The organism is Streptomyces sp. NPDC057617 (genome assembly GCF_042800555.1).
GTDB lineage: Bacteria > Actinomycetota > Actinomycetes > Streptomycetales > Streptomycetaceae > Streptomyces.
The window spans coordinates 305,372-327,512 of record NZ_JBHVGV010000002.1 but is presented as its reverse complement, the minus strand read 5'-3'; the positions used below and the strand labels follow the sequence as shown (position 1 = coordinate 327,512).

Here is a 22,141-nt window from a genome sequence, read left to right as displayed (position 1 = left end):
GTCGCCCAACGGTCGTGCGGCCGCCTACGCGGGCAGCGCGCCGGTCTGTTCCGCCTTGCGGTGCCGCGCGGACAGGCGGGAGCCGGACTCGCGGCGGGCGGCGCGGCGCAGGAGCGGCACCGCGAGGAGGAACCCGAGGACTGCCCAGGCGGTCAGGACCAGGGCGACCATGGGCAGTTCCCAGGAGCCGGCCGCCTCGGCGGTCCGCGCCGTGTCGGGGAGCAGCGCCGAACGCAGGCCCTGCGCCATCCACTTGAGCGGGAAGACCGCGGCCACCTGCTGGACCGGCACGGGCAGCGAGGTGATCGGGAACACCGTTCCGGAGGTGACCAGGAGCCCCATCGTCGGCAGCATGACCAACGCCAGCGCCTCGCGGGGGTTGGGCAGTACCGCCCCGATGGCCGCGCCCAGCGGTACGACGGCGAGCAGTCCGAGCGTGGTGACCCACAGCAGCGTCAGCCAGTCGCCAGGACCGTGCGGCAGTGGCCCGTCCACCAGCAGCGCCGCGGCCGCCAGGAGCAGGGCCAGGGTGCCGACCGCCACGACGACCACCAGCACGCACTTGGCGACGAGATAGGCCGGTATCCCGCCGGGCGTGGCGCGCAGCCGCAGCAGGGCGCCCTCCTCGCGCTCGGCCACGAGCGTCTGCGGGAGGTTGATCAGTCCGGTCTGGAACAGCAGGTAGGCGGCAAAGCCGGCCAGCACCAGATGGGCCATCGGGGTCCGGGTGCCGGGCACGTCGTCGCTGACGTAGGCGGCGACGAGGAGCGCGACGACCACGTTGGTCAGGTGGCTGGACATCTCCTTGCCGTTGCGCAGGAGGTGCCGCAGCTCGATTCCGCCGCGCTGGAGCCCGGCACGCCAGGCGTTCGGCGTGGGTGTCCTCATGGGCGAGTTCCTCATGCGGCCTGTGCCTCCTCGTCCGTGTCGCCATCCGTATCCGTGCCGTCGGCCCCTTGGCCGTCGGCCTCCTGGTGGACCATGTGCAGGTATGTGTCCTCCAGCGTCGGGCGGCGGACCTCCAGGCCGGCGATCGGGGCGTCCGCGTGCCGGTGGAGTTCCCAGACGAGCTGTGAGGGGTCCTCGGTGCGTACGCGGCGGGCCGTCCCGTCGTCGGCCGTCCAGCGGACCTCGGCCTGGGCGGCGGCCCGCCGGGCCAGTTCCGCGGGCGTGCCGCAGGCCCGGATCCGGCCGCCGACCAGCATGGCGATCCGGTCGGCGAGCCGCTCGGCCTCCACCAGGTCGTGGGTGGTGAGCAGGACGGTGACGCCCTCGTCGCGGGCCAGCCGTTCGACCAGGACATGGAACTCGTGCCGCGCCTCCGGGTCGAAGCCGGTGGTCGGCTCGTCCAGGAAGAGGAGTTCGGGGCGGCCGACGATGCCGAGCGCGACGTCCAGCCGCCGGCGCTGGCCGCCTGACAGCCGGTCGACCTGTCGGCCGGCCTGGTGGGCGAGGCCGACCAGGGCCAGCAGTTCGGCCGGGTCGCGCGGATCGGGGTAGTACGTGGCGAAGTGCGTCAGCAGTTCGGCGACCCGCCAGCGGCGGTGGTCGCGCCAGGACTGCAGGACCAGTCCGATCCGGCCGCGCCACGCGTCGTCGCCGCGCTCCGGGTCCGTACCGAGGACGCTCACCTCACCGGCGGAACGCCGCCGGAAGCCCTCCAGGATTTCGACGGTGGTGGTCTTTCCGGCGCCGTTGGGTCCGAGCAACGCGAAGACCTCGCCGCGGTGGATGTCCAGGTCGACACCGTGCAGGACGTCGATGGCGCCGTACGTCATCGTCACGTCGCGCGCGTGGACGACGGGCTGGGCGTGTGTGTGGCGCGGCGTCATCGTCCTGCCCCCGAGTGGTGTCGCTGTCCTGGTGGTGTTTCGGCCGCCCCTGATGGTGTTTCGGCCGCCGCCTGGGGTCCTGCGGGACCGGCGCCCTCGACGATCGCCCGGAGCGCCGCGACGTGCCCCTCGAAGGCGGTACGGCCGCGGTCCGTCAGCCGTACCCTGGTGCGCCGCTTGCGGCCGCCGCCGTCCTTGTGGAGCTCCAGATATCCGGCCTCCTCCAGGGTGTGCAACTGTTTGGAGAGCGCGGAGTCGCTGAGCGAGAGGCTGTCGCGGACGAACGCGAAGTCCGCCCATTCGGTGGCGGCGAGCAGCGCGACCACCGACAGCCGGGTGGCGGGGTGGATCAGCTCGTCGAAGCCGGCGGGGATGCTCATCGGTCCGCCCCCGCGCCTGCGCCCGCGCCGTCGGCCTGTGTGCCACGGGCCCTCGCCGACCCGGCCGCCCAGCGGCTCGTCGGCCCGACGAACAGTACGAAGACCGTCGCCGACACCGTGGCCTGGATCAGACTGGCGGGCATCGGCTCCAGCGAATCGACCAGACGGCCGGACAGCAGGGTCGTCCCGCCGGTCACCACCGCCCCCGCGACGAAGGTGCCGAACATCCGCGGGGTGCACCTGGTGTGGTGCAGCCGCACCCGGCTCCGACGGTTGTGGAGCACGCCCAGCACGCTCAGCAGCCCGACGTACGCGGCAACGGCCAGCCCCACGCCCCACCCGGGCAGGTCCAGCCCCAGCCCGGCCAGAAAGAGCCACATGAGCACAGCCGTACCCCAAGTAGCACCCGCCCCGCCCGCAGCGGACCGCTCGACCTCGTCATACACCCGCTCCTGCGGCACCCGGATGCGCTGCAGATCTCTCCATGCCTGTTCGGCATCCACCGACGAGCTCACGTCTCGTGCCCTCCCGTCCCCGCTTTACTTTCCTACAAGGAAAGTTACCTTTGACTTTCCCCACAGGCAAGTCGGCGATCCGCAGCGGGGCTGAAGGCCGTGGCCGCACGGCGCAGGGCGGGGGTTAGGGTCGGTCGGCATGGACTGGGTTGAGCAGGTGGGGAGGCTGCGGCAGTGGGTGAATGCGGGTGAACGGGCGCCGCACAAGCCGCTGTTGATGCTGTATGCGCTGGGGTGGTTCCAGCGTGAGCCCGGGCAGGGGCTGCGGTATTCGGATGTCGAGGGGGACTTGGCGGAGCTGTTGCGGGATTACGGTCCGCCGCGCCGGACTTCGCCCGCGTACCCGTTCCACCATCTCGTCAGCGACGGGGTCTGGGAGGTACGCACCGACGACGGGGCGGGCAGTCCGGGGACGGGGGTGCGGGTGTTGCGGGCGCGTGGGGCGGAGGGGCGGCTCGTACCGGAGTTGCGGGCCGCGCTCGGCGCGGACCCGGCGCTGCTCGGGCGGCTGGCGCATCTGCTGCTGGACCTGCACTTCCCGCCGTCGCTGCACCCGGACATCGCCGCCGCTGTCGGCCTCGACCTGGATCTGGCCGACGGAGCCCGGCGCGGGCCCGCACCGGCCGCGGCGGAGGCGCGGCGCCGGGCGGCGGAGCTGCGTGGGCAGGTGCTGGTGGCGTACGAGTACCGGTGCGCGTTCTGCGGCTTCGACGGTTCGATCGGGCGCGTGCCGGTCGGGCTGGAGGCGGCCCATGTGCAGTGGTGGGCGTTCCAGGGGCCGGACGACCTCTCCAACGCGCTGTGCCTGTGCTCGCTGCACCACAAGCTGTTCGACCGAGGGGTGCTCGGGCTGGACTCGGGGCGGCGGATCACCGTGTCGCGGGAGTTCGTGGGACGCGGCGACGCCGCGAGGAGCCAGGTCCTGGACCTCACGGGGCGCCCGCTCCTCGGGCCGCAGAACGGCAGCACACACGTCGCGCCCGAGCATGTGCGCTGGCATACGGAGCAGGTGTTCCGCGGCGAGGCCCGGGTGCCGGAGCGGGTTTGAGCGGGGGCGCGGGGCGGGATGCCGGTCAGGTGGTCGGCGGGTTCTCGGGGTCGATGTGCTTGGGGCGGTTCTCGAAGACCTTGGCGATCACCCATCGCTGTCCGCGCCGGCCGGCCTGTCTGCCGGGGTAGATCCGCAGGTCGTAGCCGTCCGTGAGGTACGCGGGCTCCAGCGCTCCCGCGTGGAACACGGCCTCGGTCCGGCCCTCGTCCCCCTTGAATTTCCGGGCGCAGTTGCCGGTGATCCGGGGGCTGTCGTCGAACACGTCGGGCGTCACGCTGTCGCAGAGCCCGGTCATGAACTCCGCGGACGGCGGCTTCCGCCCTTCGACCAGCACGATCACATGGACCAGCCGCTTGTTGAGGCGCTCGGTCTGAGCGGACCGACGGCGTCCGTTCGGTGCGGGGGCGGGGTCCAGTTGCCGGGCGCAGCGCGGACAGCCGAGGCTGTAGCCGGCCGGTCGCGCATGCCGCTTGCACAGGGTGACACCGCACGCCTCGCAGTACCCGCCCATCGGGTTGGTGATCATCGCGTCGCCGTGGCCGTCCAGCAGATGGTGGGCGCTCACCCACGACACGCCGCATTCCGGCGCTTCGCAGGCGCAGAACACCGCGTTCAGACGGGTGTCGAACAACTGCCTGGGACCGAGCTGTTCCCCGGGGGCGGCGTCACTCGTCGTACGGGCCCCGATGTAGATCAACGAACTGGCCCGTTGCCGTGCCTCCGGCAGGTCGGGGTAGACGTCGAGGACGACCAGCAGACGTGCGAGGGCCGATCGGTGCCGGTGCGACGTCATGTGCGCGTCCGCCTCGTCGAGTAACTGCTGTGTCCATGTCGTCACCATGCGGGAGCCTTCGTCCTTCGGTCGGGGGTGAGTGTCAGGGGTGAGGGGTGATGGTCCGATGCGGCCTGCCCTTTGGATCAGGCCGGATCGGGCGGCGGTGCGGGAGGCGGTACGTACAACGCGCGCGTGAGAGCGTCGCCGACGTCCGGAGTGAGGGACGGCGGCGGGGCCACAGCGCCGTCCACCGCGTCGTCGGGCGGGGACGCGGGACCCGGCAGGGCTGCGGATCCCGGGGGTACGGAGGTGAGGCCGAGGCGGAGGGCCAGCTCACCCCCGTACAGCCGGGCCGTGGCCTCCAGCAGCAGGGCGTAGTTGTCGGCGGCGGCACGGGTGCGCGACCGGCCCGCGAAGGCCAGGACGAGGCCGATGAGAGCGGCGGGCCACCACCATCCGGCAACCGGCAGATACAGCAGCGCCCATGCGGTGAGCGTGCTGCCGCGGTACAGGGACTGGCGTGCCGCGGAGATCTCCGTCCGGGCGGTCTCGGGCAGTGTGAGCCACAAGTACGGCCACACCGTGGCCAGATCGAGCCGGTGGACCCGCTCCAGGCGGGCGGACACGCTGTGGATACGGTCGCCGCTCCAGGTGGGGCGGTCGGGGAGTTCCGCAGCGATACGGGTCATGGAGCGGTGGGCCGCCCACCGTTCGGCGGGATCGCCGCGCTCGCCCAGTCCACGGGCGAGCCGCGCCTCCGCCACCAGTTGGTCGTACTGGCGGGCGGCAGCGGTCCAGCGGCGCCGGCGGCTGCTGACGCGCAACCGGGCCACGGCGCGCAACGGGCGCGGCCAGGAGCGCCAGTCGGCGGCCAGGCACGCACGTTCGACGAGTGAGCCCAGCGCCTGCGCGGCGAGCCCCGCCGCGGCGGAGCCGGCCAGCACGGCGCCGAGGATCACGATCTGCCCGCCGGCGGTACGGACCGTACGGGCTTCCGCCGCGGCGGAGATCCGCCCGGTCAGATGGTGCGGATCGACGGCGTGGCCGTGGCCGAGCAGGGCCGCCGTGCCGAGGACGGCAAGGTAGAGGGCGCCCGGCAGGACGAGGAGGGACAGCCAGCGTTCGGCGAGTTTCCTCCCGAGTTCGGAGAGCAGGCCGCCCATGGCTACAGGCAGTCCCGTCGCAGTGGTTCGCCGGTGATGGCACAGCGGGGCAGGGGCTCGGTGGGGTGCGGAGCCCAGGAGCGGGCGCACCGCCGCGCCGGGCACAGATAGACGATGTCGGCCGGACCCGGCGCCGCGCCCCGGGACAGCCCGGTCACCTGGTGCAGCCCCGGGCCACCGGGCCAACCACCGCTGACCGGGCCGCGCGAGCCGCCCTCCCCGTCGTGGAACCCGTACACCCCGCGGGCGTCGCCGTCCGCCTGGAGCACCTGATGCAGATGGTCCAGGGCCCCGTCGGAATCCCCGCCCGAGCGCATCACCGCGAGGAGCCGCTCCAGCGGTCCGTCATGACCCAACTGCCCCTCGGACAACTGGGCCCGGAGCAGCTCCAGGTTCTGGCAGACATACGCCACGGCGTTTGCTCTGCGAACAGTTGAACGGTCGAGGCCGTCACTCACACGTCCTCCCTGTAGTGATGCGGCACACCTCTGGGCAGTGTTGCGGGACACTGGTGGTCCCAACTGTGCAGTGTGGCAGGGATGTTCGGAGACGAGGTGCCGAATGCGGTGGATGCCGTTCACCGGCGGTCGCGGTCGCGAACGGCCGGAGCGCCGGGCCGGACGCGGACAGGAAGCGCAAACCCGGTACGGACACGAGGCATGGGCCCGGCACGAACAGGAAGCGCGGACCCGGTACGAACAGGACGCTCGGACCCCACGCGGACACGAGGTGCGGACCCCGCGCGGATACGAGGCGTGGATCCGGCGCGCATACGACGCGTGGGAGAGATTCGGCCGGACCGGTGCCACCGCGGACCTGGACGAAGCGATCGCCGCCTACCGCACGGCCGCGGCATGGACACCTCGGCGCCATAAGGACCGTGCGAACCTTCTGTACAACCTCCAAGTCGCTCTTCATACGCGCAACGCACGGACCGGTGCCCTGGCGGATCTGGACGAAGCTGTCGCCGCCGGGCGGGAAGCCGTCGCCCTCACTCCCGCCCACGCGGGCCACCTCTCGGTCCTCGGCGCCGTCCTCGCGGAGCGCTTCGACCAGACCGGCCGGGCCGCCGATCTCGAAGAGGCCGTCGCGCTGGGCCGCAGGGCCATCACGCTCCGGCCCACGGACCCGTACGACGTCGAGGCTTCGCTGACGAACCTCGGCACGGCGCTGCACCAGCGATTCCAGTGGACGGGGTCCGTGGCGGACCTGGAGGAGTCGGTCGATCTGGAACGTACGGCGCTGGCACTGACCCCACCCCGGTCCTCCGCGCGCAAGGGAAGCCTGACCAATCTCGGCAGCCGGCTGGCCTCGCTCTACCTCCGGACCGGCCGGCCGGAGGTCCTGGACGAGGCCGTCGCCTTCGCCGAACGGGCCGTCAGAGCCGAACCGGCCGCCGACGCCAGCCGGCCGGCCTGTCTGACCCACCTCGGCAACGCCCTGCACCTCCGCTACGAACGGGACGGCGTAAGCACGGACTTGGACGAATCCGTCGCCCTCGGGCGCGAGGCCGTCGCGCTGACATCGGGCGGCCACACCGGACGGGCACCGCTCCTCGTCAACCTCGTGAACAGACTCGCACTCCGGTACGAACAGGGAGGCGCGGACGCGGACATCGAGGAAGCGCTCCTCCTGGGCCGCGAGGCGCTCGCCGCGGCGCCTTTCCACCACCCGGAGCGCCCCGGATACCTGTCCCACGTGGTGAACGCCCTGGCCCTGCGATCGCTACGGAGCGGCGGTACGGCCTTCCTCGACGAGGCGGTCGCGCTCTCGCGTGCCGCGGCCGAGGCCACGCGTTCGACGGGCCACCAGGAGGTCTCGCCGGCGCGGCAGGATGCGTCCGCCCGGCACGAGGTCTCGCCGGTCCAGCCGGAGGTCGGGGGCGGCTATCTCACCGTCCTCGGCCACGCCCTCCGCAGCCGCTTCGAACAGGCAGGAGGCATCGCCGACCTGGACGAGGCGATCACGGTCGGCCGTGACGCCCTGGCGTTCTTCCCCACGGGATCCCCCGGCGCCCTACGGCAGTACGACTTCCTCGTCCAGGCGCTGTACGTACGGTTCCGGCACACCGGCTCCATGGACGACCTGGGCGAGGCGATCTCGCTCTCACGCGCGAGCCTCGCGGCGGCTTCCGGCGACCCGGTGGACCAGGCACGTCCGCTCGCTCTCCTCGGCATGCTGCTGTGGACCCGTTACGAGCGCACGCACGACGAGGCCGACCTGGACGAAGCGATCCGGTTCTGCCGTGAGGCGGTGGAAGCGACCGTCCACGAGGACGAACTGGCGGCGCGTCTGTCCAACCTCGCGGCCGCGCTGGTGGCGCGTTTCCAGCGGACCGACGTGCCGTCCGATCTCGACGACGCCATCGACACGGGCCGCCGCGCCGTCCGCCTCACCCCACGGCGTGACACCGACCTCCCGCGCTACCTCTCGAATCTCGCTTACGCCCTGACTCTGCGGTTCCAACTCGCCGGCGGGAAACAGGACTTGGACGAGGCCGTCACCGTGGGCCGGGACAGCGTCACGCTGATTCCCGCCCACCATCCCGAGCGGGCGAGGTTCCTCGGCAACCTCGGCAACGCGCTGAAGGACCGGTACGAGCACTTCGCGGCCGAGGCGGATCTGGACGCGGCCGTCGCCGCCTTCACCGAGGCGGCGGAAGCGGAATCCTCACCGGCCTCCCATCGCGTCGGCACCGCACGCAGCGCGGCCGGACTCATCGCCCCCACGGACCCCGCCCGGGCCGCGGACCTCCTGGAGGCGGCGGTCCTGCTGCTCCCGGAGGTCACTCCGCGCCGACTCGCACGCGGCGATCAGCAGCACGCGCTCGGCGATGCCCGTCGGCTGGCCGGCGACGCCGCGGCACTCGTACTGGCCGGTGCGCGGCGGTCCGGCACCGACGCCACCGCCCGAGACGGCGCCCAGGACAGCACCCAAGCCAGCGCCCAAGACGGCGTCCAGGACCGCGACCAGGACTCCGCCCTGCGCGCCCTGCGCCTCCTGGAGACGGGACGGACCGTCCTGATCGGCCAGGCACTCGACGCCCGGGACGACCTGTCGGAACTCCGCGCGCGCCACCCCGGACTGGCCACGCGCTTCACCGGCCTGCGGGACCGCCTCGACCAGCCGGCGCCCGCGCTGCTCGTACCCCCGCTGCCCAGCGGGGACGGCTCCCGGGCCGCCCCGAGCCACTCCTCTCCCCCGGCACCGGAACCGCGCGCGGCGCTGAACAGGCCCGCCCTCGCGGCCGAGTTCACCGCCACCCTCGCCGAGATCCGCGCCCAGCCCGGATTGGCCTCCTTCGGCCTGCCGCCCGCTCTCGAAGACCTGGTGGCCGTGGCGGAGCAGGGCCCGCTGGTGGTGCTCAACGTCAGCACGTACGGCAGCCACGCCCTTCTGCTCACCCGCGACGGCGTGTCCGCCGTCCCGCTCCCCGCGCTCGGCTTCGAGACCGTGATCGCCAGGACGGACACCTTCCTCGGCGCACTGGACAAGGCGGTGGCGGGCAGCGACAGCACCGAACGCCGCGCGGCCCAGCGCGATATGCGCGAGGTCCTGGAGTGGCTGTGGGACGCGGCGGCCGGCCCCGTCCTGGAGAAGCTGGGATTCCTGGACCGGCCGGCCGGCGAGCCGGACACCTGGCCCCGGCTGTGGTGGGTACCGAGCGGTCTGCTGAGCCTGCTGCCACTGCACGCCGCCGGACACCACACGGAGGCCACGCCCGAAGCCACGCCCGCCACCGCACCCCACACCGAAGCCACGGCCAGCACCGCATCCCACGCCGAAGCCAAGCCCAGCACCACACCCCACACCGATGCCACGCCCGGCACCGGCAACCACACCGAGTCCACGGTCAGCACCGCATCCCACACGAACGCCACGCCCGCCACCACACCCCACACCGACGCCACGTCCACCACCGCCCCCCGTACCGTCATGGACCGCGTGGTGTCCTCGTACACACCGAGCGTCCGTGCGCTCCACCACGCCCGTCGGCACGCGCCCGCCCCGGACACGTCCCCGTCCGGGATCCCGCGCGCCCTCGGCGTCGCGATGCCCGTCACCCCCGGGCTGCCCGGCGGGGGACGTCTGCACCACGCGAGCGAGGAGGTCGCCGCGCTCCGCGGGCATCTGCCCGGGCTCGTGGTCCTCGACGGCGGGGACGACCCGGCCGCGCCGGTCAAGGCCGAGGTGCTGAAGCGGCTCCCGGACTGCCCCATCGCCCACTTCGCCTGCCACGGTCACAGCGACGGTACGGACCCGTCCCTCAGCCGTCTGCTGCTCCAGGACCACGAGCGCGACCCCCTCACCATCGCCGCCCTCGCCCCCGTCGTACTGGACCGCGCCCAGCTCGCCTATCTGTCGGCCTGCCGCACCGCGTCCGTCACCCACCGGGGCTTCCTCGACGAGGCCCTGCATCTCGCCTCGGCCTTCCAGATCGCGGGCTTTCCGCAGGTCGTCGGCACGCTCTGGGAGGTCGACGACCGGCTCTGCGTCACCGTCGCCGACGGCTTCTACCGCCGTCTGCGCACCGCGGAGGGCGGCCTCGACACCCGCCGCGGTGCGTACGCGCTGCACAGCGCCCTCCGCGACGTACGCGACGGCCGGGACCTTCCGGGTCCCCTCACCAGATCGGCGAATCCGTTCCTGTGGGCGGCGCATATCCACGTCGGGGCGTGAGGACGGATCACGTGGACACAACGAACCGAACGGAGACGACATGCTGTTCAAACGCTTCCGAAGGAAGCCCGCGACAGAAGCGGAGCCGACTGCACCGGAGCCGACGGCAGCAGAGGCGACGGCAGCGGACGCGGCGGCAGCACAACACACCGCCGGACCCGACCGCGACGGGATGATCACGCTCTCCGGTACGGGCTGGACGGGCGAGCTGTACCGGGAGATCCCCGTCCGCGTTCCACGGCAGGTCGACGTCGACGAGTTCCTGAGCCGTCGGCCGCTGCCCTACCTCTGGCCGGACATCGCCGAGTACCGCGCTTTCGTCGACGCCAACGAGCACCCCGAGCAGTGGCTGCGCCTCAGTTGGATCGACGCCTTCCTCCACCACCCCGACGACGGGGTCGTCATCCAGTGCCTCCGCGACGCCTTCACCGGCGACAACCTCGGAAACCTCACCAGCCTCGCCGACATCCTCGGACACGCCTACGCGCCGGAGGTCAAGCGGGAAGCCGCGAAGGCGTTGTGGCGCGTCAGCGACGCGGGAGTGCACTGGGTCTTCAACGTGCTGCTCTCCCGCGGTGCCGTCCCCTCCGACTACACCGCCTCATCCGTCCACGAGGCGATCGCCCACCTGCGCGCGACCTGCCCTCCGGACAGGACCGGAACACTCACATCAGAACTCACCACCCCCGACGAGGACTGAATCCTCGCCCCGGGAACACCACCCGCTCCCCGCTCGCGACGCCGGACCGCCGAGCACAGGCCCGGCGCACGCCCGCGCCCGAGGCCGCGGACGCGGACGTTTAGCGTAGGCCCATGTGCGTATCCATGGATCAGGCCGAGTTCTCCGGCACCACCCTGTACGCCGGGCGGCTGCGCCATGACACGCATGGGCTGATCCATGTGCTGGGCTACCAGAACACCGCGGTGAATCTCGCGGATGGCCCCAACGCCATGCTCCTGCACCTCCCGGCTCGGCGGATGAGCCGGGCGAACTTCATTCCGGTGGGCCGCAGTTCCGATGTCCTCAGCCGTATGGTCGACGCCGTACGGCCCGTCGCCGGGACGCGGTCCGGCGTCGCGTTGATGGGCTCGGACGACAGCGGCCGGGTCGAGGTTTTCGACCACGACATCTACACCGTGCTTCTCGCCACCGACCCGACGCTGCTGCACGCCGCCCTCGCACAGGTCCCGCCGCACCGGCGTCCCCGGCTCAACCCTCTGCTGCTGGAGTTCTACGCCGACCACTACCCGGGGTACCCCATAGCCGTGTGCTGCTTCGACAACGCGGCGGCGGAACAGGCGAAGCCGCTGCTCATGTGGTACGAGCCGATGTACCCGAACCGGCTGACCCTGCCGGCCCTGGACTGCCACACCGGTGAGCCGCCGGACCTCAAGGGCAAGGTGCCCGCGGATCACTGGGTACTTTACGGAACAGACGAAGCCCCGGACGGCTGGGGCGAGCCCGTCAGCTACCCGCCCCGCATGCGCCACGAGTTGCGCGGTTTTCTCCCCGACACCGTCATGGGCGCCTACTTCGGCGAACGCCCCCTGCTCAACGGCGACTTCGTCCTCACCCACAAGGACCTGCTCGCCGGACGCCTGAACCGGATCCGCCGCCTGCCACCCCCGCACGTGCATCGGAAGCGCTCGGGCCCGGGGTCCGGCGGGGGCGCGCACGGATAATCAGGGCGCCCAGATAATCCGGGCGCGTGGCGGGGTACCACGTGCGTAGCAGCGATCTCAGGAGGCAACCCGTGTCACGTCCCGTCACCGTCGTCACCGGCGGCAGCCGCGGTATCGGCGCGGCGACCTGCGTCCGGCTGGCTGCCGAGGGGCATGACCTGGTGCTGGGGTACGTACGGGACGGCGCGGCCGCCGAGCAGGTCGCGGCGGAGGTGCGCGCGGGCGGGGCGCGGTGTGTGACCGTACGGGCGGACACGGCCGAAGAGGCTGACGTGGAGCGGCTGTTCGACACCGCCGCGGCCGAACTCGGCCCGGTCACCGGCCTGGTCAACAACGCCGGGGTGACCGGCCCCCTCACCCGGCTCGCCGACGCCCGCACCGAGGACCTGCGCCGGGTCATCGACGTCAACCTCCTCGGCTATCTGCTCTGCTGCCGCCGCGCCGCCCGCGACATGGCGCCGCGCGGAACCGGCGCCATCGTCAACGTCTCCTCCGCGGCGGCCACGCTCGGCAGCCCCGGCGAGTACGTCCACTACGCCGCGACCAAGGCCGCCACCGACGCGTTGACCATCGGCCTCGCCAAGGAACTCGGCCCGGACGGCATCCGCGTCAACGCGGTCGCCCCCGGCATCACCGACACCGACATGCACGCGACGATGGGTGACCCCGGCCGCCCGGCGCGGGTCGCCCCCGGGATCCCCCTCCGCCGCCCCGGCCAGCCGGCCGAGATCGCCGCCGCGATCGCCTGGCTGCTGTCGGCGGATGCCTCGTACACCACGGGTGCGGTGCTACGGGTCGCCGGCGGGCGGTGAGCCCATCAGGCGGGCGGGCAATCAGGCGGGCAATCAGGCCTGGCCGAGCGGCAGTTGGCGGGGCAGCGGTCGGTACGCCGGCGGCACTTCGCGTACGTTGCAAAGATCCCGGATCATCCGCTCCTACCGCCCAGCTGTCGTGGCAACTTCGGTGGAGACGGGGACCTTTTCGGCCCCGATCCGCCTCATGCGTTCGGCGCCCCATTCTCCCAGGGGCGCCAGGGCCGCGTTGAGCGAGATGCCGTGCTCCGTCAGGGAGTACTCGACCTTCGGCGGCACCTGGCGGTACACCTCGCGATGCACGAGCCCGTCCTCTTCCATCTCCCGCAGATGCTGGATCAGCATCTTCTCGCTGACGCCCGGCAGACCGCGTCGAAGCTCGGCGAACCGGCGGGTCCCGTGGTGATGCAGCTCCCAGAGGATCAACGACTTCCACTTGCCGGCCACGACGTCCATCGCCGCGTCGATGCCGCAGAAGTAAGGACCACGTCGTGCTGATGTCGCCATCCGCCCCTCCAACCGTACGTCCGTACGCACGCACGTCCGCACGTACTGTCCAACCGTACTTACCAAGTACCCACCGTACTTACCAATGAGTGAGTACCTGACTAATTAGTCCGTACTGGTCAACGCTGTTGGCAGCCGAGAGGATCCAGTCGAGGGACGAACACGAGGGGGAGCCCAACAATGACGACCAACGACAACGACAGCGTCCGGGTGAGTCTTCTCGGGCTGGGCGCGATGGGCAGCGCCCTCGGGGCCGCCCTGGTGAAGGCCGGGTGCGCGACAACGGTCTGGAACCGCTCGCCGGGGAAGGCGGACGATCTTGTCGCCCAGGGCGCGGAGGCCGCCGCCACGGCCGGTGACGCGGTCCGGGCCGGCCGACTGGTGATCGTGTGCCTGCTGGACCACGCGTCGGTCCATGAGGTGCTCGATCCGCTCTCGGAGGAGCTGGCCGGGCGGACCCTGATCAACGTAACCACGACAACACCGGCCCAGGCACGGGAGTTGGCCGACTGGGCCGCCGGTGCCGGGGCCGCGTATCTGGACGGCGGGATCATGGCCGTACCGCCCATGATCGGCCGGCCCGGGTCATCGATCCTGTACAGCGGATCGCTCGATGTCTTCCAGCAGTACAAGCCGCTGCTCGACCTGTGGGGTACCAGTACCTACTTCGGCAAGGATGCCGGGCTGGCGTCGCTGTACGACCTCGCCCTGCTCGCGAGCATGTACGTCATGTTCGCCGGCTTCATGCACGGCGCCGCGATGGTCGCGCCGGCCGGTATGACGGCGGGCGAGTTCGCCGGCATGGCCGCGCCCTGGCTGACGGCGATGACCGGCGCGTTTCAGGGGTTCGCCGAGGTCATCGACGGCGGGGACTACGCGGTCGAAGGACAGCAGAGTCTGGTGTTCTCCGACCTCGGTGATCTGCTGGCCGCGAGTTCCGACCAGGGCATCGGTACGGAGATGGTGGCCGTGGTGCAGGGGCTGATCCAGCGTCAGATCGACGCGGGCCACGGGGAGGAGGGCTTCGCCCGGATCATCGAGAGCATCAAGCAGGCGGACCAGCGGGCGGGGTGAAGGAGGCTGCGGCGGGCGGCGCCGGCGTGGGCGGCGCTCCGGTGAGGGTTCTTTCCCGTCTTCCCCCTGGTCACAGGATTCCTCGAACGTTAACGGCCGCCTCATGCGGTAGTTGGCGTGTTCACCGGTCTCCCGCACAAAGTGGACATCCTTGCTCGGTACTGATCTCAACGCTCGGTACTGATCTCAACGGATCTCAACGGATCTCACGACTCCAGGAGTTGTCCGCACCATGCGCACCGGATGGAAGTCTTTGACCAGCGCGGCAGCCGCCGCCGTACTGACCGTTACCGCTGTCTGGGGCGCTCCCCGTCTCGTCGAGGCGGGAGCGGACGCCACCCCGGCGGCCCCCGCCGCCCCCGCCCACCCCGCGAAACCGCGCCCCGCCATCGACCGGATATATGACGAGTACCTCGATCACAGACCCGGCGCCGACGTCATGGTCGTGGCACACCGCGGCTACTGGCGAGGCGCGCCGGAGAACTCGCTCCGGGCCATCGATTTCGCGGTGGACAAGGGCGCCGAAGTCGTGGAGATCGACGTACAGCGCACCAAGGACGGGCAGTTGGTCCTCATGCACGACACATCCGTCGACCGCACCACCAACGGCACAGGAAACGTCTCGGACCTGACACTCGTCCAGATCAAGGACCTGCGCCTGCGGGCCGGCCTCGGCGGGAGCCAGGCGGCGCTGACCGACGACCGGGTTCCCACGCTCGCCGAAGCGCTGGCGACCGTCAAGAACCGGGCGATGGTCAATCTCGACAAGGGCTGGGCCTTCCGGGAGCAGGAGTACGACCTGCTGGTCAGTACCGGCACCCTGGACCACGCCATCTTCAAGAGTTCCGCTCCGGTCGCGGAGGTCGAGGCGTTCCTGAGCAAGGACCCCGGCATTCTCTACAGCCATGTGGTCGACGACGCGAACGCCGCCAGCGTCGGCGCCTTCACCGGCCGCCGGCCGCAGTCGTACGAGCTGATCTTCGACCGGCTCACCGACCCGCAGATCCAGCCCGCCGCGGTCCGCCGGGCACAGGCGGAGGGCCGTGTCTGGGTCAACACCATGTGGTACGGGCTGGCCGCCGGCTACACCGATGAGGCTTCCCTGATCGACCCCGCCCGCGGCTGGCGGACAGTGGTCGACCGGCACGGCGCCTCCATGATCCAGACGGACAACCAGGAGCAGCTCCGTAGCTGGCTGAAGTCGCGGCACCCGCACGGCAAGGACGCGCAGTGGCCCACCCTTCCCGCGGGAACGGTCCGGGTACAGGCCGAGGACTACTCCACCGAGGGGAAGGACGCGGGCTACCACGACCAGGAGGACGACAACCGGGGCGGAGCCGCGCGGAAGTACGAGGGCGTCGACCTCTGCGACCAGGCCGGAGCGCTGGTGATGTGCTGGATCCGTGGCGGGGAGTGGGTCAAGTACTCGGTGTACGTTCCCAGTTCGGGCACGTACGCGGTGTCGGCCCGGGTCTCGTCCCCGTACCGGCCGGCCGGGAAGCTCACCCTGACCTTCGACGATGCCACGACCGGCGAACCGGTGGACGTCATGACCACCACCTCGCACGACGCCTTCGAGACGCAGCCGGTTGCCGCGGCCCAGCGTCTGTCGAAGGGCACGCATGAGTTCACGGTCCGGATGGACCCGGCGGCGTACCAGAACTTCAACATCGACTACTTCCAGCTCGACCGCCTCCGCTGAGTGACACGCCCGGCGGGCCTTCGGGGCCCGCCGGGCCCACCGTCAAGCGCCACACGCCGGCACCGTCAAGCGTGGTTCCCGGCGTTCAAGCGTTGTTTCCGGCGCTCAGTTGCTGGACGACGCCGTAGTAGTCCTCCAGGTGCCAGCTTCGGACTATGCGGCCACCCTCGACCTGGTGGTAGTCGGAGGCGCGGATCTCGACCTGGCGGCCGGTGGCCGGAATGCCCAGCAGCTCACCTTGGTGCGTACCGCGCGTGACGGATCGTACGGCCACCCGGTCACCTGCGACGATGACATCCTCGATGGTGAAATCCAGGTCCCCAAGGACGCTGCGCAGATAGGCAGTGGTCGCCTTCCATCCGTCGCGGCCAGGGCCGGCGTGCAGGGCCGGAAGGGCTTCCCATTCCGGTGCGAGCACCTCGTCAACGAGATCCGTCTCACCGGTGCTCAGCGGCTCGTAGAAGCGCCGGACGAGCGCCTCGGCCTCGGTCGTGCCATCCACGGACATCGTGCAATCTCCTCGTCGGAAGTGGTGCGTCCCCCGGCGTCAGTACGATAATCAAACCTAGCCGGTCGGTTACGCTAGGGAACGTGAGTCTGAAAAGCAAATCCATTGAGGCCGGCGGCGGTCGCGGCTGCCCGATAGCCGCCGCGCTGGACATCGTCGGCGACCGGTGGTCCCTGCTCGTACTCCGCGACCTGTCCCGCGGCATCCATCGCTTCAACGACATCCAGGCCAGGACCGGCGCCCCCCGGGACAGGCTCACAAGCCGACTGCGCGAACTGGAAGAGGCCGGCGTGATCGCCCGCCGCCGCTACTGCGAGCACCCGCCGCGCGACGAGTACGTCCTCACCGACGCCGGAAGGGCCATCGCGCCGGTGCTCCGAGAGCTGGAGATCTGGGGCGAGAACTACGCCTTTTAAGGCCGTGCGCCTTTTGAGGCCGTGCCCCGCACGGTGAAACCTGCGGTGAGTCCGCGGTAGCCGGCCGGGCAGGCGGGCTGGTCGGCCGTCCGATGGTTAGTCTGACTTTCGAACTTGGTGTTACGGTACCCATGGAGGGTGAGTTCGAAAGTCAAACCTGTTGAGGAGAAGTCATGGCATCAGTACTGATCACCGGGGCGTCAAAGGGCATCGGCCGCGCGACGGCCTCCGAGTTCGCGCGTCGGGGTCACCGAGTGGTGGCCACCGCGCGTGATCCCCGGTCGCTCGCCGATCTCGACGTCGATCAGCGGCTGCCGCTCGACGTCACCGACGCCGAGAGCATCGCCGCGGCGGTCCGGAACGCCGGTGAGGTCGACATCTTGGTCTCGAACGCGGGAGTGATCTTCTACGCCGCGGTGGAAGCCACGCCCCCGGCGAAGCTGGCGGAACTGTTCGACCTGAACACGGTGGGCTCGCTCCGGGTGGCCCAGGCCGTCCTCCCCGCCATGCGGGCGCGCGGGAACGGCCGGCTGCTGTTCATGTCCAGCGTCGTCGGGCGCATCGTCGCACCCCCCGGTGCCGCCTACCAGGCGACCAAGTGGGCGCTCGAAGGGCTGGTCGAGGCACTCGCCATCGAGATCGCGCCGTTCGGGCTCGAAGCCGCCCTGCTGGAGCCGGGAATGGTCAGCTCGGGAGCGCTGGACGACGTGACCAGCTACGCGCTTCCGGACGACCCGTACCACGCGATCACCGCGCCGGACAACAACGGCGGCGCCAGGGCGGGGATGATCACGCCTGAGCAGGCCGCCGCCGAGGTCGCCGACGCCGCCGAGTCGTCGCGGCTCCCGCTGCGCATCCCCATCGGCGATGCCGCGCGCGCGATTCTCGCGGCGCGACGCGAGGCGCCCGACACCGTTCCCTTCGTACCGGGCCGGCCGGCCGCGACAACAGGAGCGGACGCACGAGCGGGAGCCGAGGCATGAGCGGGCTCATCATGGTCACCGGCGCCACCGGCGCGCTCGGACGCCACGTCGTCGAGTTCCTACTGGAACGGGTGCCCGTCGGCCGTGTCGCGGCTCTGGCCCGCCGACCCGAGGCGCTCGCCGATCTCGCCGGGCGCGGAGTCTCCGTACGGTACGGCGACTACGAGGACCCGGACGGCCTCGAAAGAGCCTTTGACGGCGTGGAGAAGCTTCTTCTGATCTCGGCGAGATCGTTCACCGACGCCAAGACGGCACACCGGAACGTGATCCACACCGCCGAACGGGCCGGGGTGCGCCACATCCACTACACGGCTGTGCAACGCCGTGCCGGGTCGGCCTTTGTGATCCCCCAGGCCACGGAGTGGGACGAGTACACCGAGAAGGAGCTGGCAGCTTCCGGGCTCGACGTCACCGTACTGCGCAACTCGCAGTACCTGGAGTCGTTCGACAAGCTGATCGGCGACCTCCCTCCGGATCACATCATCCGCGTGCCCGCCGGCCACACCCCGACCGCCCTGGCGACCCGCGGCGACATGGCGGAAGCGACCGCCGCCGTCCTCGCCACCGACGGACACGCCGGACACAGCTACACTCTCGCCGGCTCCCACGCTTTCACCCTCGACGACGTTGCCGCGATTCTCGGCGAGATCACCGGCACGCCCGTGACCTACCAGGACACGCCGATCGAGGACTACGTCGCCGCACGCACGCAAGCCGGGATGCCCGAACCCTGGGCGCGCTTCACCGGCGCATGGTTCCAGGCCATCGCCGCCGGCGAGTTCACCCCCACCGCCGACATCGAGCGCCTGACCGGCCACCCCACAACGTCACTCCGAACGTTCCTCACACAACAACGGTCCCGCTGAAGGCTGTCCCGTAACTGGTGTGCCTGTTGTGGCGTTGGGTGGGCATGGGTGTGCTCATCCGCACTGCGGATGGCGTGTATCGCGGGCGTATCGAAAATCGCATACGCCCCCGCAACGGCCCCCCGTCTCCAATGGGGGCATGAACCACAACCCACCTCTGTCAGCGACGGCGCCGGCGGCGGCACCGCCCCGCCGCACGCGCAGCGTCGTGCTCCTCGGCCTGGCGATCCTCGCCGTGGCGGGCGGCGCGTTCGTCGTGCGGCGGCCGCTCATGATGTCCGCTCCGAGGTGCATGGCCGGGCAGTGGCACGGCTGCTTCGACACGTTCAACGGTGTGGTGCTCATCACCTTGGTCGCGCTGCCGTTGGCCGCGCTGGTGGTGTGGGCTCTGGCGTACCGTCGGCGCGCCGCCGGCGTCACATCGGCGTGGCGGATGTCGCTGGCCGAGGTGGGCATGGTCCACGGGACGGTGCCGTTCCTGTGGATGACCATGATGCCGGGCGGCGGAGCGGGCACCGTCCCCGCCCGGGTGAGCCTGGTACCGCTTCGGGACCTGGTCACGATGGGGCCGGGCGGGATCGTCGGCAACCTGCTGATCTTCGCGGCGCTGGGGTTCTTCGCCCCGATGCGGTTCGCGGCGCTGGCGTCCGTACCGCGGATCCTGGCGCTCGGGGCGGGCTGCTCGGTCCTGATCGAAACCGCACAGTACGTCCTGCGGCTTGACCGGGTGTCCTCCGTGGACGACGTACTGGTCAACGCCGCCGGCGCCTTGCTGGCCGGGCTGGCGTCGCGCCGCTGGTGGCGCACTACGCGCACGACGGCGGAAGCGCGGTCGGACCAGCCTCACCCCGCGGCGACACCGGCAGGCTGAGCCACGTGTCCGGTGCGCACAGCGTGTCCGGTGCGCACACGGTGACTGGAGTGCACACGGTGTCCGGTGTACACACCGTGTCCAGTGTGCACAGCGTGCCTGGTCTGCACAGCGTGCCCGGTGCGCGCACGTCTTCGCATACGTCGGCGATACGTTGTGCTGCTTACGCTTCGGGCATGCGCGTACTGATCGTGGAGGACGAGCCCTACCTGGCCGAAGCCGTCCGTGACGGTCTGCGGCTGGAGGCGATCGCCGCCGACATCGCCGGCGACGGCGACTCCGCCCTGGAACTGCTCAGCGTCAACTCGTACGACCTCGCGGTCCTCGACCGCGACATCCCCGGCCCCTCCGGCGACGAGGTCGCCCGGCGCATCGTCGCCTCCGGCAGCGGCATCCCGATCCTCATGCTCACCGCCGCCGACCGGATCGACGACAAGGCTTCCGGTTTCGGGCTCGGCGCCGACGACTACCTCACCAAACCGTTCGAGCTGCGGGAACTCGTCCTGCGGCTGAGGGCGCTCGACCGCAGACGCGCGTACGCCCGGCCCCCGGTCCGCGAGATCGCGGGCCTGCGGCTCGACCCCTTCCGCCGGGAGGTCTTCCGCGACGGACGCTACGTCGCGCTCACCCGCAAACAGTTCGCCGTGCTGGAAGTCCTCGTCGCCGCCGAGGGCGGGGTCGTCAGCTCCGAAGAGCTGCTGGAACGGGCCTGGGACGAGAACGCCGACCCCCTCACCAACGCCGTGCGCATCACCGTCTCCGCACTGCGCAAACGGCTCGGCGAACCATGGATCATCGCCACGGTGCCCGGCACCGGCTACCGGATCGACACCCGTACGGACACCGGTACGGACACGCGTATCGACACGCGTATCGACACGCGTACGGACACCGTCGCCCCCGGCAGGGACCGCACCGCCCCCGGCAGTACGCATGCGTAGACGCCCAGGGCTCAGCGCCCGGCTGAAACTCACCCTCAGCTACGTCGGATTCCTCGCCGTCGCCGGCGCTCTCCTGCTGGCCGTGGTGTGGATGTTCCTGCTGCGCTACGTACCCGACAACTCCAAGGGCCTGCTCGGGATCTCGCCCAACCGCTACCTCCTTGTGCACACCTTCACGCCCGCCGCGGCCGTGGCGATGGTCCTCCTGCTCATATTCGGCCTCCTGGGTGGATGGTTCCTCGCCGGCCGGATGCTCGCACCACTCACACAGATCACGGACGCGGCAAGCACGGCCGGGAACGGGTCGCTGTCCCACCGGATCCGCATGAAGGGCCGCCAGGACGAATTCCGTGAACTCTCCGACGCGTTCGACTCCATGCTCGAACAACTGGAGTCACACGTCGCCGAACAGCAGAGGTTCGCCGCGAACGCCTCCCACGAACTGCGCACCCCGCTCGCGATCTCGCGGGCCCTCCTCGACGTCGCCCGCAAGGACCCGACCCGGGACCGCGGCGAACTCATCGAACGCCTGCACGCTGTGAATACGCGGGCGATCGACCTCACCGAGGCCCTCCTGCTGCTCAGCCGCGGCGACCGCGGGAACTTCACCCGCGAGAGCGTCGACCTCTCCCTCCTCGCCGAAGAAGCCGCCGAAACACTGCTTCCCCTCGCCGAACAGCGCCGCATCACACTCGACGTCACCGGCGGGGCGGCCCGCACCAGCGGCTCCGCGGAACTCCTGCTGCGGATGGTGACGAACCTCGTCCAGAACGCCATCGTCCACAACCTCCCGGCCGACGGCACCGTGACGGTCCACACCGAGGCACACGGCGACACCAGCGTGCTACGGGTCGAGAACACCGGCCGTCCGCTCCCACCGGAACTGGTACCGACCCTCACCGAACCCTTCCAGCGCGGAACAGAACGCGTACGCACCGACGAACACGCGGGCGTCGGCCTCGGCCTGGCCATCGTGCACAGCATCGTCCGCGCCCACAACGGAACCCTCCACCTCACCCCCCGCCCCGCCGGCGGCCTCCTCACCACAGTCCGGCTCCCCGGCACACCGTAGGCATCGTCACTGTGGTGAAGAGGCAGTGGAACGGGAGCGGATCATGTCGGCGACGATGTCGGCTCTCGACCCGTCACAGCCGGGACGAGGGCGACTGATGTTTTCGCGCGTCTCGCTCACGGCCGGCCTCCTTCGTCCCGTTGGTGCCACAGTCGGGGCAGCTCAGCCGAGCCACGTCGACCAGGCCCCCGTCGGGGCCGTAGCTGAACACGTCCGTTACGAGCCCCCCGCACCGCGTAGTCCCGCACACACCGGCCGCGCGCCGCGCGGCCCCGGCCGGGCCGAGATGGGCTCGGCTGTCGCAGTTGAG

The 22,141-nt window shown here is 71.0% G+C and carries 22 protein-coding genes; 13 read left to right on the top strand and 9 right to left on the bottom strand.

The genetic code is table 11. The annotated features are described in order from the left end of the window. Positions 1 to 24: 24 nt before the first annotated feature. The 4 genes from ACFU9P_RS06905 to ACFU9P_RS06890 are packed head-to-tail and all read right to left on the bottom strand — an operon-like array spanning position 25 to position 2,727. The gene (locus tag ACFU9P_RS06905; RefSeq protein WP_384078104.1) at positions 25 to 888 is read right to left on the bottom strand and encodes an ABC transporter permease; all 864 of its coding nucleotides are present in this window, start codon (positions 886 to 888) and stop codon (positions 25 to 27) included. An 11-nt stretch (positions 889 to 899) separates the two neighbouring features. Beyond that, positions 900 to 1,832: an ABC transporter ATP-binding protein gene (locus ACFU9P_RS06900; protein WP_384078103.1), complete on the bottom strand. Its 933-nt coding sequence runs from the start codon at positions 1,830 to 1,832 to the stop codon at positions 900 to 902. Beyond that, entirely contained in the window at positions 1,829 to 2,212 is a 384-nt protein-coding gene (locus ACFU9P_RS06895; protein ID WP_384078102.1) for a transcriptional regulator, read from the bottom strand. The genes ACFU9P_RS06900 and ACFU9P_RS06895 overlap by 4 nt, the downstream gene beginning before the upstream one ends. Next, a complete protein-coding gene (locus ACFU9P_RS06890; RefSeq protein ID WP_384078101.1) occupies positions 2,209 to 2,727 on the bottom strand; it encodes a hypothetical protein in 519 nt (172 codons plus the stop codon). Before ACFU9P_RS06890 ends, ACFU9P_RS06895 begins: the two co-directional genes overlap by 4 nt. A gap of 139 nt (positions 2,728 to 2,866) precedes the next feature. Here ACFU9P_RS06890 and ACFU9P_RS06885 point away from each other — a divergent pair, with 139 nt between their 5' ends. Beyond that, complete coding sequence (locus ACFU9P_RS06885; protein WP_384078100.1) at positions 2,867 to 3,775, top strand: phosphorothioated DNA-binding restriction endonuclease; 909 nt, start codon at positions 2,867 to 2,869, stop codon at positions 3,773 to 3,775. Positions 3,776 to 3,800: 25 nt separating this feature from the next. Here ACFU9P_RS06885 and ACFU9P_RS06880 read toward each other — a convergent pair whose 3' ends face one another. The 3 genes from ACFU9P_RS06880 to ACFU9P_RS06870 all read right to left on the bottom strand — a co-directional run bounded on the left by ACFU9P_RS06880 (position 3,801) and on the right by ACFU9P_RS06870 (position 6,174). Then, on the bottom strand, positions 3,801 to 4,619 hold the full coding sequence (locus ACFU9P_RS06880) for a hypothetical protein (protein ID WP_384078099.1): 819 nt from the start codon (positions 4,617 to 4,619) through the stop codon (positions 3,801 to 3,803). Positions 4,620 to 4,696: 77 nt separating this feature from the next. Then, a complete protein-coding gene (locus ACFU9P_RS06875) occupies positions 4,697 to 5,716 on the bottom strand; it encodes a hypothetical protein (RefSeq protein WP_384078098.1) in 1,020 nt (339 codons plus the stop codon). 2 nt (positions 5,717 to 5,718) lie between these two features. Next, positions 5,719 to 6,174 (bottom strand): hypothetical protein, encoded by a 456-nt coding sequence (locus ACFU9P_RS06870; protein ID WP_384078097.1) that lies wholly within the window; start codon positions 6,172 to 6,174, stop codon positions 5,719 to 5,721. 271 nt (positions 6,175 to 6,445) lie between these two features. Between ACFU9P_RS06870 and ACFU9P_RS06865 the strand changes: the two genes are divergently transcribed. The 4 genes from ACFU9P_RS06865 to ACFU9P_RS06850 all read left to right on the top strand — a co-directional run bounded on the left by ACFU9P_RS06865 (position 6,446) and on the right by ACFU9P_RS06850 (position 12,891). Continuing rightward, positions 6,446 to 10,396, top strand: a complete 3,951-nt coding sequence (locus ACFU9P_RS06865) for a CHAT domain-containing protein (protein WP_384078096.1) — start codon at positions 6,446 to 6,448, stop codon at positions 10,394 to 10,396. 40 nt (positions 10,397 to 10,436) lie between these two features. Beyond that, positions 10,437 to 11,096, top strand: coding sequence for a hypothetical protein (locus ACFU9P_RS06860; RefSeq protein ID WP_384078095.1), 660 nt, complete (start codon positions 10,437 to 10,439; stop codon positions 11,094 to 11,096). Positions 11,097 to 11,209: 113 nt separating this feature from the next. After that, positions 11,210 to 12,079 carry a hypothetical protein gene (locus ACFU9P_RS06855; protein WP_384078094.1) on the top strand — a complete coding sequence of 290 codons (870 nt, stop codon included), beginning with the start codon at positions 11,210 to 11,212 and terminating at the stop codon, positions 12,077 to 12,079. Between the two features lie 71 nt (positions 12,080 to 12,150). Then, positions 12,151 to 12,891 carry an SDR family NAD(P)-dependent oxidoreductase gene (locus ACFU9P_RS06850; protein ID WP_384078093.1) on the top strand — a complete coding sequence of 247 codons (741 nt, stop codon included), beginning with the start codon at positions 12,151 to 12,153 and terminating at the stop codon, positions 12,889 to 12,891. A gap of 123 nt (positions 12,892 to 13,014) precedes the next feature. On the opposite strand, the gene ACFU9P_RS06845 is transcribed toward ACFU9P_RS06850, so the two are convergent. After that, complete coding sequence (locus tag ACFU9P_RS06845; RefSeq protein WP_384078092.1) at positions 13,015 to 13,398, bottom strand: winged helix-turn-helix transcriptional regulator; 384 nt, start codon at positions 13,396 to 13,398, stop codon at positions 13,015 to 13,017. A 180-nt stretch (positions 13,399 to 13,578) separates the two neighbouring features. On the opposite strand from ACFU9P_RS06845, the gene ACFU9P_RS06840 reads away from it, so the two are divergent. Further along, the gene (locus tag ACFU9P_RS06840) at positions 13,579 to 14,472 is read left to right on the top strand and encodes an NAD(P)-dependent oxidoreductase (RefSeq protein WP_384078091.1); all 894 of its coding nucleotides are present in this window, start codon (positions 13,579 to 13,581) and stop codon (positions 14,470 to 14,472) included. A 232-nt stretch (positions 14,473 to 14,704) separates the two neighbouring features. Then, the gene (locus ACFU9P_RS06835) at positions 14,705 to 16,174 is read left to right on the top strand and encodes a glycerophosphodiester phosphodiesterase family protein (protein ID WP_384078090.1); all 1,470 of its coding nucleotides are present in this window, start codon (positions 14,705 to 14,707) and stop codon (positions 16,172 to 16,174) included. A gap of 85 nt (positions 16,175 to 16,259) precedes the next feature. Here the strand turns inward: ACFU9P_RS06835 and ACFU9P_RS06830 are convergent, their stop codons facing one another. After that, entirely contained in the window at positions 16,260 to 16,682 is a 423-nt protein-coding gene (locus tag ACFU9P_RS06830; RefSeq protein ID WP_376378577.1) for an ester cyclase, read from the bottom strand. A gap of 83 nt (positions 16,683 to 16,765) precedes the next feature. Here ACFU9P_RS06830 and ACFU9P_RS06825 point away from each other — a divergent pair, with 83 nt between their 5' ends. The 6 genes from ACFU9P_RS06825 to ACFU9P_RS06800 all read left to right on the top strand — a co-directional run bounded on the left by ACFU9P_RS06825 (position 16,766) and on the right by ACFU9P_RS06800 (position 21,831). After that, positions 16,766 to 17,098: a winged helix-turn-helix transcriptional regulator gene (locus ACFU9P_RS06825; protein WP_376378580.1), complete on the top strand. Its 333-nt coding sequence runs from the start codon at positions 16,766 to 16,768 to the stop codon at positions 17,096 to 17,098. A 173-nt stretch (positions 17,099 to 17,271) separates the two neighbouring features. Further along, positions 17,272 to 18,081, top strand: coding sequence for an SDR family NAD(P)-dependent oxidoreductase (locus ACFU9P_RS06820; RefSeq protein ID WP_384078089.1), 810 nt, complete (start codon positions 17,272 to 17,274; stop codon positions 18,079 to 18,081). Continuing rightward, positions 18,078 to 18,947, top strand: a complete 870-nt coding sequence (locus ACFU9P_RS06815; RefSeq protein WP_384078088.1) for an SDR family oxidoreductase — start codon at positions 18,078 to 18,080, stop codon at positions 18,945 to 18,947. The genes ACFU9P_RS06820 and ACFU9P_RS06815 overlap by 4 nt, the downstream gene beginning before the upstream one ends. Before the next feature lie 139 nt (positions 18,948 to 19,086). Further along, positions 19,087 to 19,818 (top strand): VanZ family protein, encoded by a 732-nt coding sequence (locus ACFU9P_RS06810; protein WP_384078087.1) that lies wholly within the window; start codon positions 19,087 to 19,089, stop codon positions 19,816 to 19,818. Positions 19,819 to 19,994: 176 nt separating this feature from the next. Continuing rightward, the gene (locus tag ACFU9P_RS06805) at positions 19,995 to 20,759 is read left to right on the top strand and encodes a response regulator transcription factor (protein ID WP_384078086.1); all 765 of its coding nucleotides are present in this window, start codon (positions 19,995 to 19,997) and stop codon (positions 20,757 to 20,759) included. Then, positions 20,752 to 21,831: a sensor histidine kinase gene (locus ACFU9P_RS06800; RefSeq protein WP_384078085.1), complete on the top strand. Its 1,080-nt coding sequence runs from the start codon at positions 20,752 to 20,754 to the stop codon at positions 21,829 to 21,831. Before ACFU9P_RS06805 ends, ACFU9P_RS06800 begins: the two co-directional genes overlap by 8 nt. Positions 21,832 to 22,141: the final 310 nt, after the last annotated feature.

Bases quoted from the DNA above. Each gene is read 5' to 3' on its own strand.
- ACFU9P_RS06895 (WP_384078102.1), bottom strand. From the start codon at position 2,212: ATGAGCATCCCCGCCGGCTTCGACGAGCTGATCCACCCCGCCACCCGG.
- ACFU9P_RS06835 (WP_384078090.1), top strand. From the start codon at position 14,705: ATGCGCACCGGATGGAAGTCTTTGACCAGCGCGGCAGCCGCCGCCGTA.
- ACFU9P_RS06875 (WP_384078098.1), bottom strand. From the start codon at position 5,716: ATGGGCGGCCTGCTCTCCGAACTCGGGAGGAAACTCGCCGAACGCTGG.
- ACFU9P_RS06845 (WP_384078092.1), bottom strand. From the start codon at position 13,398: ATGGCGACATCAGCACGACGTGGTCCTTACTTCTGCGGCATCGACGCG.
- ACFU9P_RS06815 (WP_384078088.1), top strand. From the start codon at position 18,078: ATGAGCGGGCTCATCATGGTCACCGGCGCCACCGGCGCGCTCGGACGC.
- ACFU9P_RS06830 (WP_376378577.1), bottom strand. From the start codon at position 16,682: ATGTCCGTGGATGGCACGACCGAGGCCGAGGCGCTCGTCCGGCGCTTC.
- ACFU9P_RS06860 (WP_384078095.1), top strand. From the start codon at position 10,437: ATGCTGTTCAAACGCTTCCGAAGGAAGCCCGCGACAGAAGCGGAGCCG.
- ACFU9P_RS06805 (WP_384078086.1), top strand. From the start codon at position 19,995: ATGCGCGTACTGATCGTGGAGGACGAGCCCTACCTGGCCGAAGCCGTC.
- ACFU9P_RS06800 (WP_384078085.1), top strand. From the start codon at position 20,752: ATGCGTAGACGCCCAGGGCTCAGCGCCCGGCTGAAACTCACCCTCAGC.
- ACFU9P_RS06840 (WP_384078091.1), top strand. From the start codon at position 13,579: ATGACGACCAACGACAACGACAGCGTCCGGGTGAGTCTTCTCGGGCTG.
- ACFU9P_RS06810 (WP_384078087.1), top strand. From the start codon at position 19,087: ATGAACCACAACCCACCTCTGTCAGCGACGGCGCCGGCGGCGGCACCG.
- ACFU9P_RS06905 (WP_384078104.1), bottom strand. From the start codon at position 888: ATGAGGACACCCACGCCGAACGCCTGGCGTGCCGGGCTCCAGCGCGGC.
- ACFU9P_RS06820 (WP_384078089.1), top strand. From the start codon at position 17,272: ATGGCATCAGTACTGATCACCGGGGCGTCAAAGGGCATCGGCCGCGCG.
- ACFU9P_RS06855 (WP_384078094.1), top strand. From the start codon at position 11,210: ATGTGCGTATCCATGGATCAGGCCGAGTTCTCCGGCACCACCCTGTAC.
- ACFU9P_RS06900 (WP_384078103.1), bottom strand. From the start codon at position 1,832: ATGACGCCGCGCCACACACACGCCCAGCCCGTCGTCCACGCGCGCGAC.
- ACFU9P_RS06885 (WP_384078100.1), top strand. From the start codon at position 2,867: ATGGACTGGGTTGAGCAGGTGGGGAGGCTGCGGCAGTGGGTGAATGCG.
- ACFU9P_RS06880 (WP_384078099.1), bottom strand. From the start codon at position 4,619: ATGGTGACGACATGGACACAGCAGTTACTCGACGAGGCGGACGCGCAC.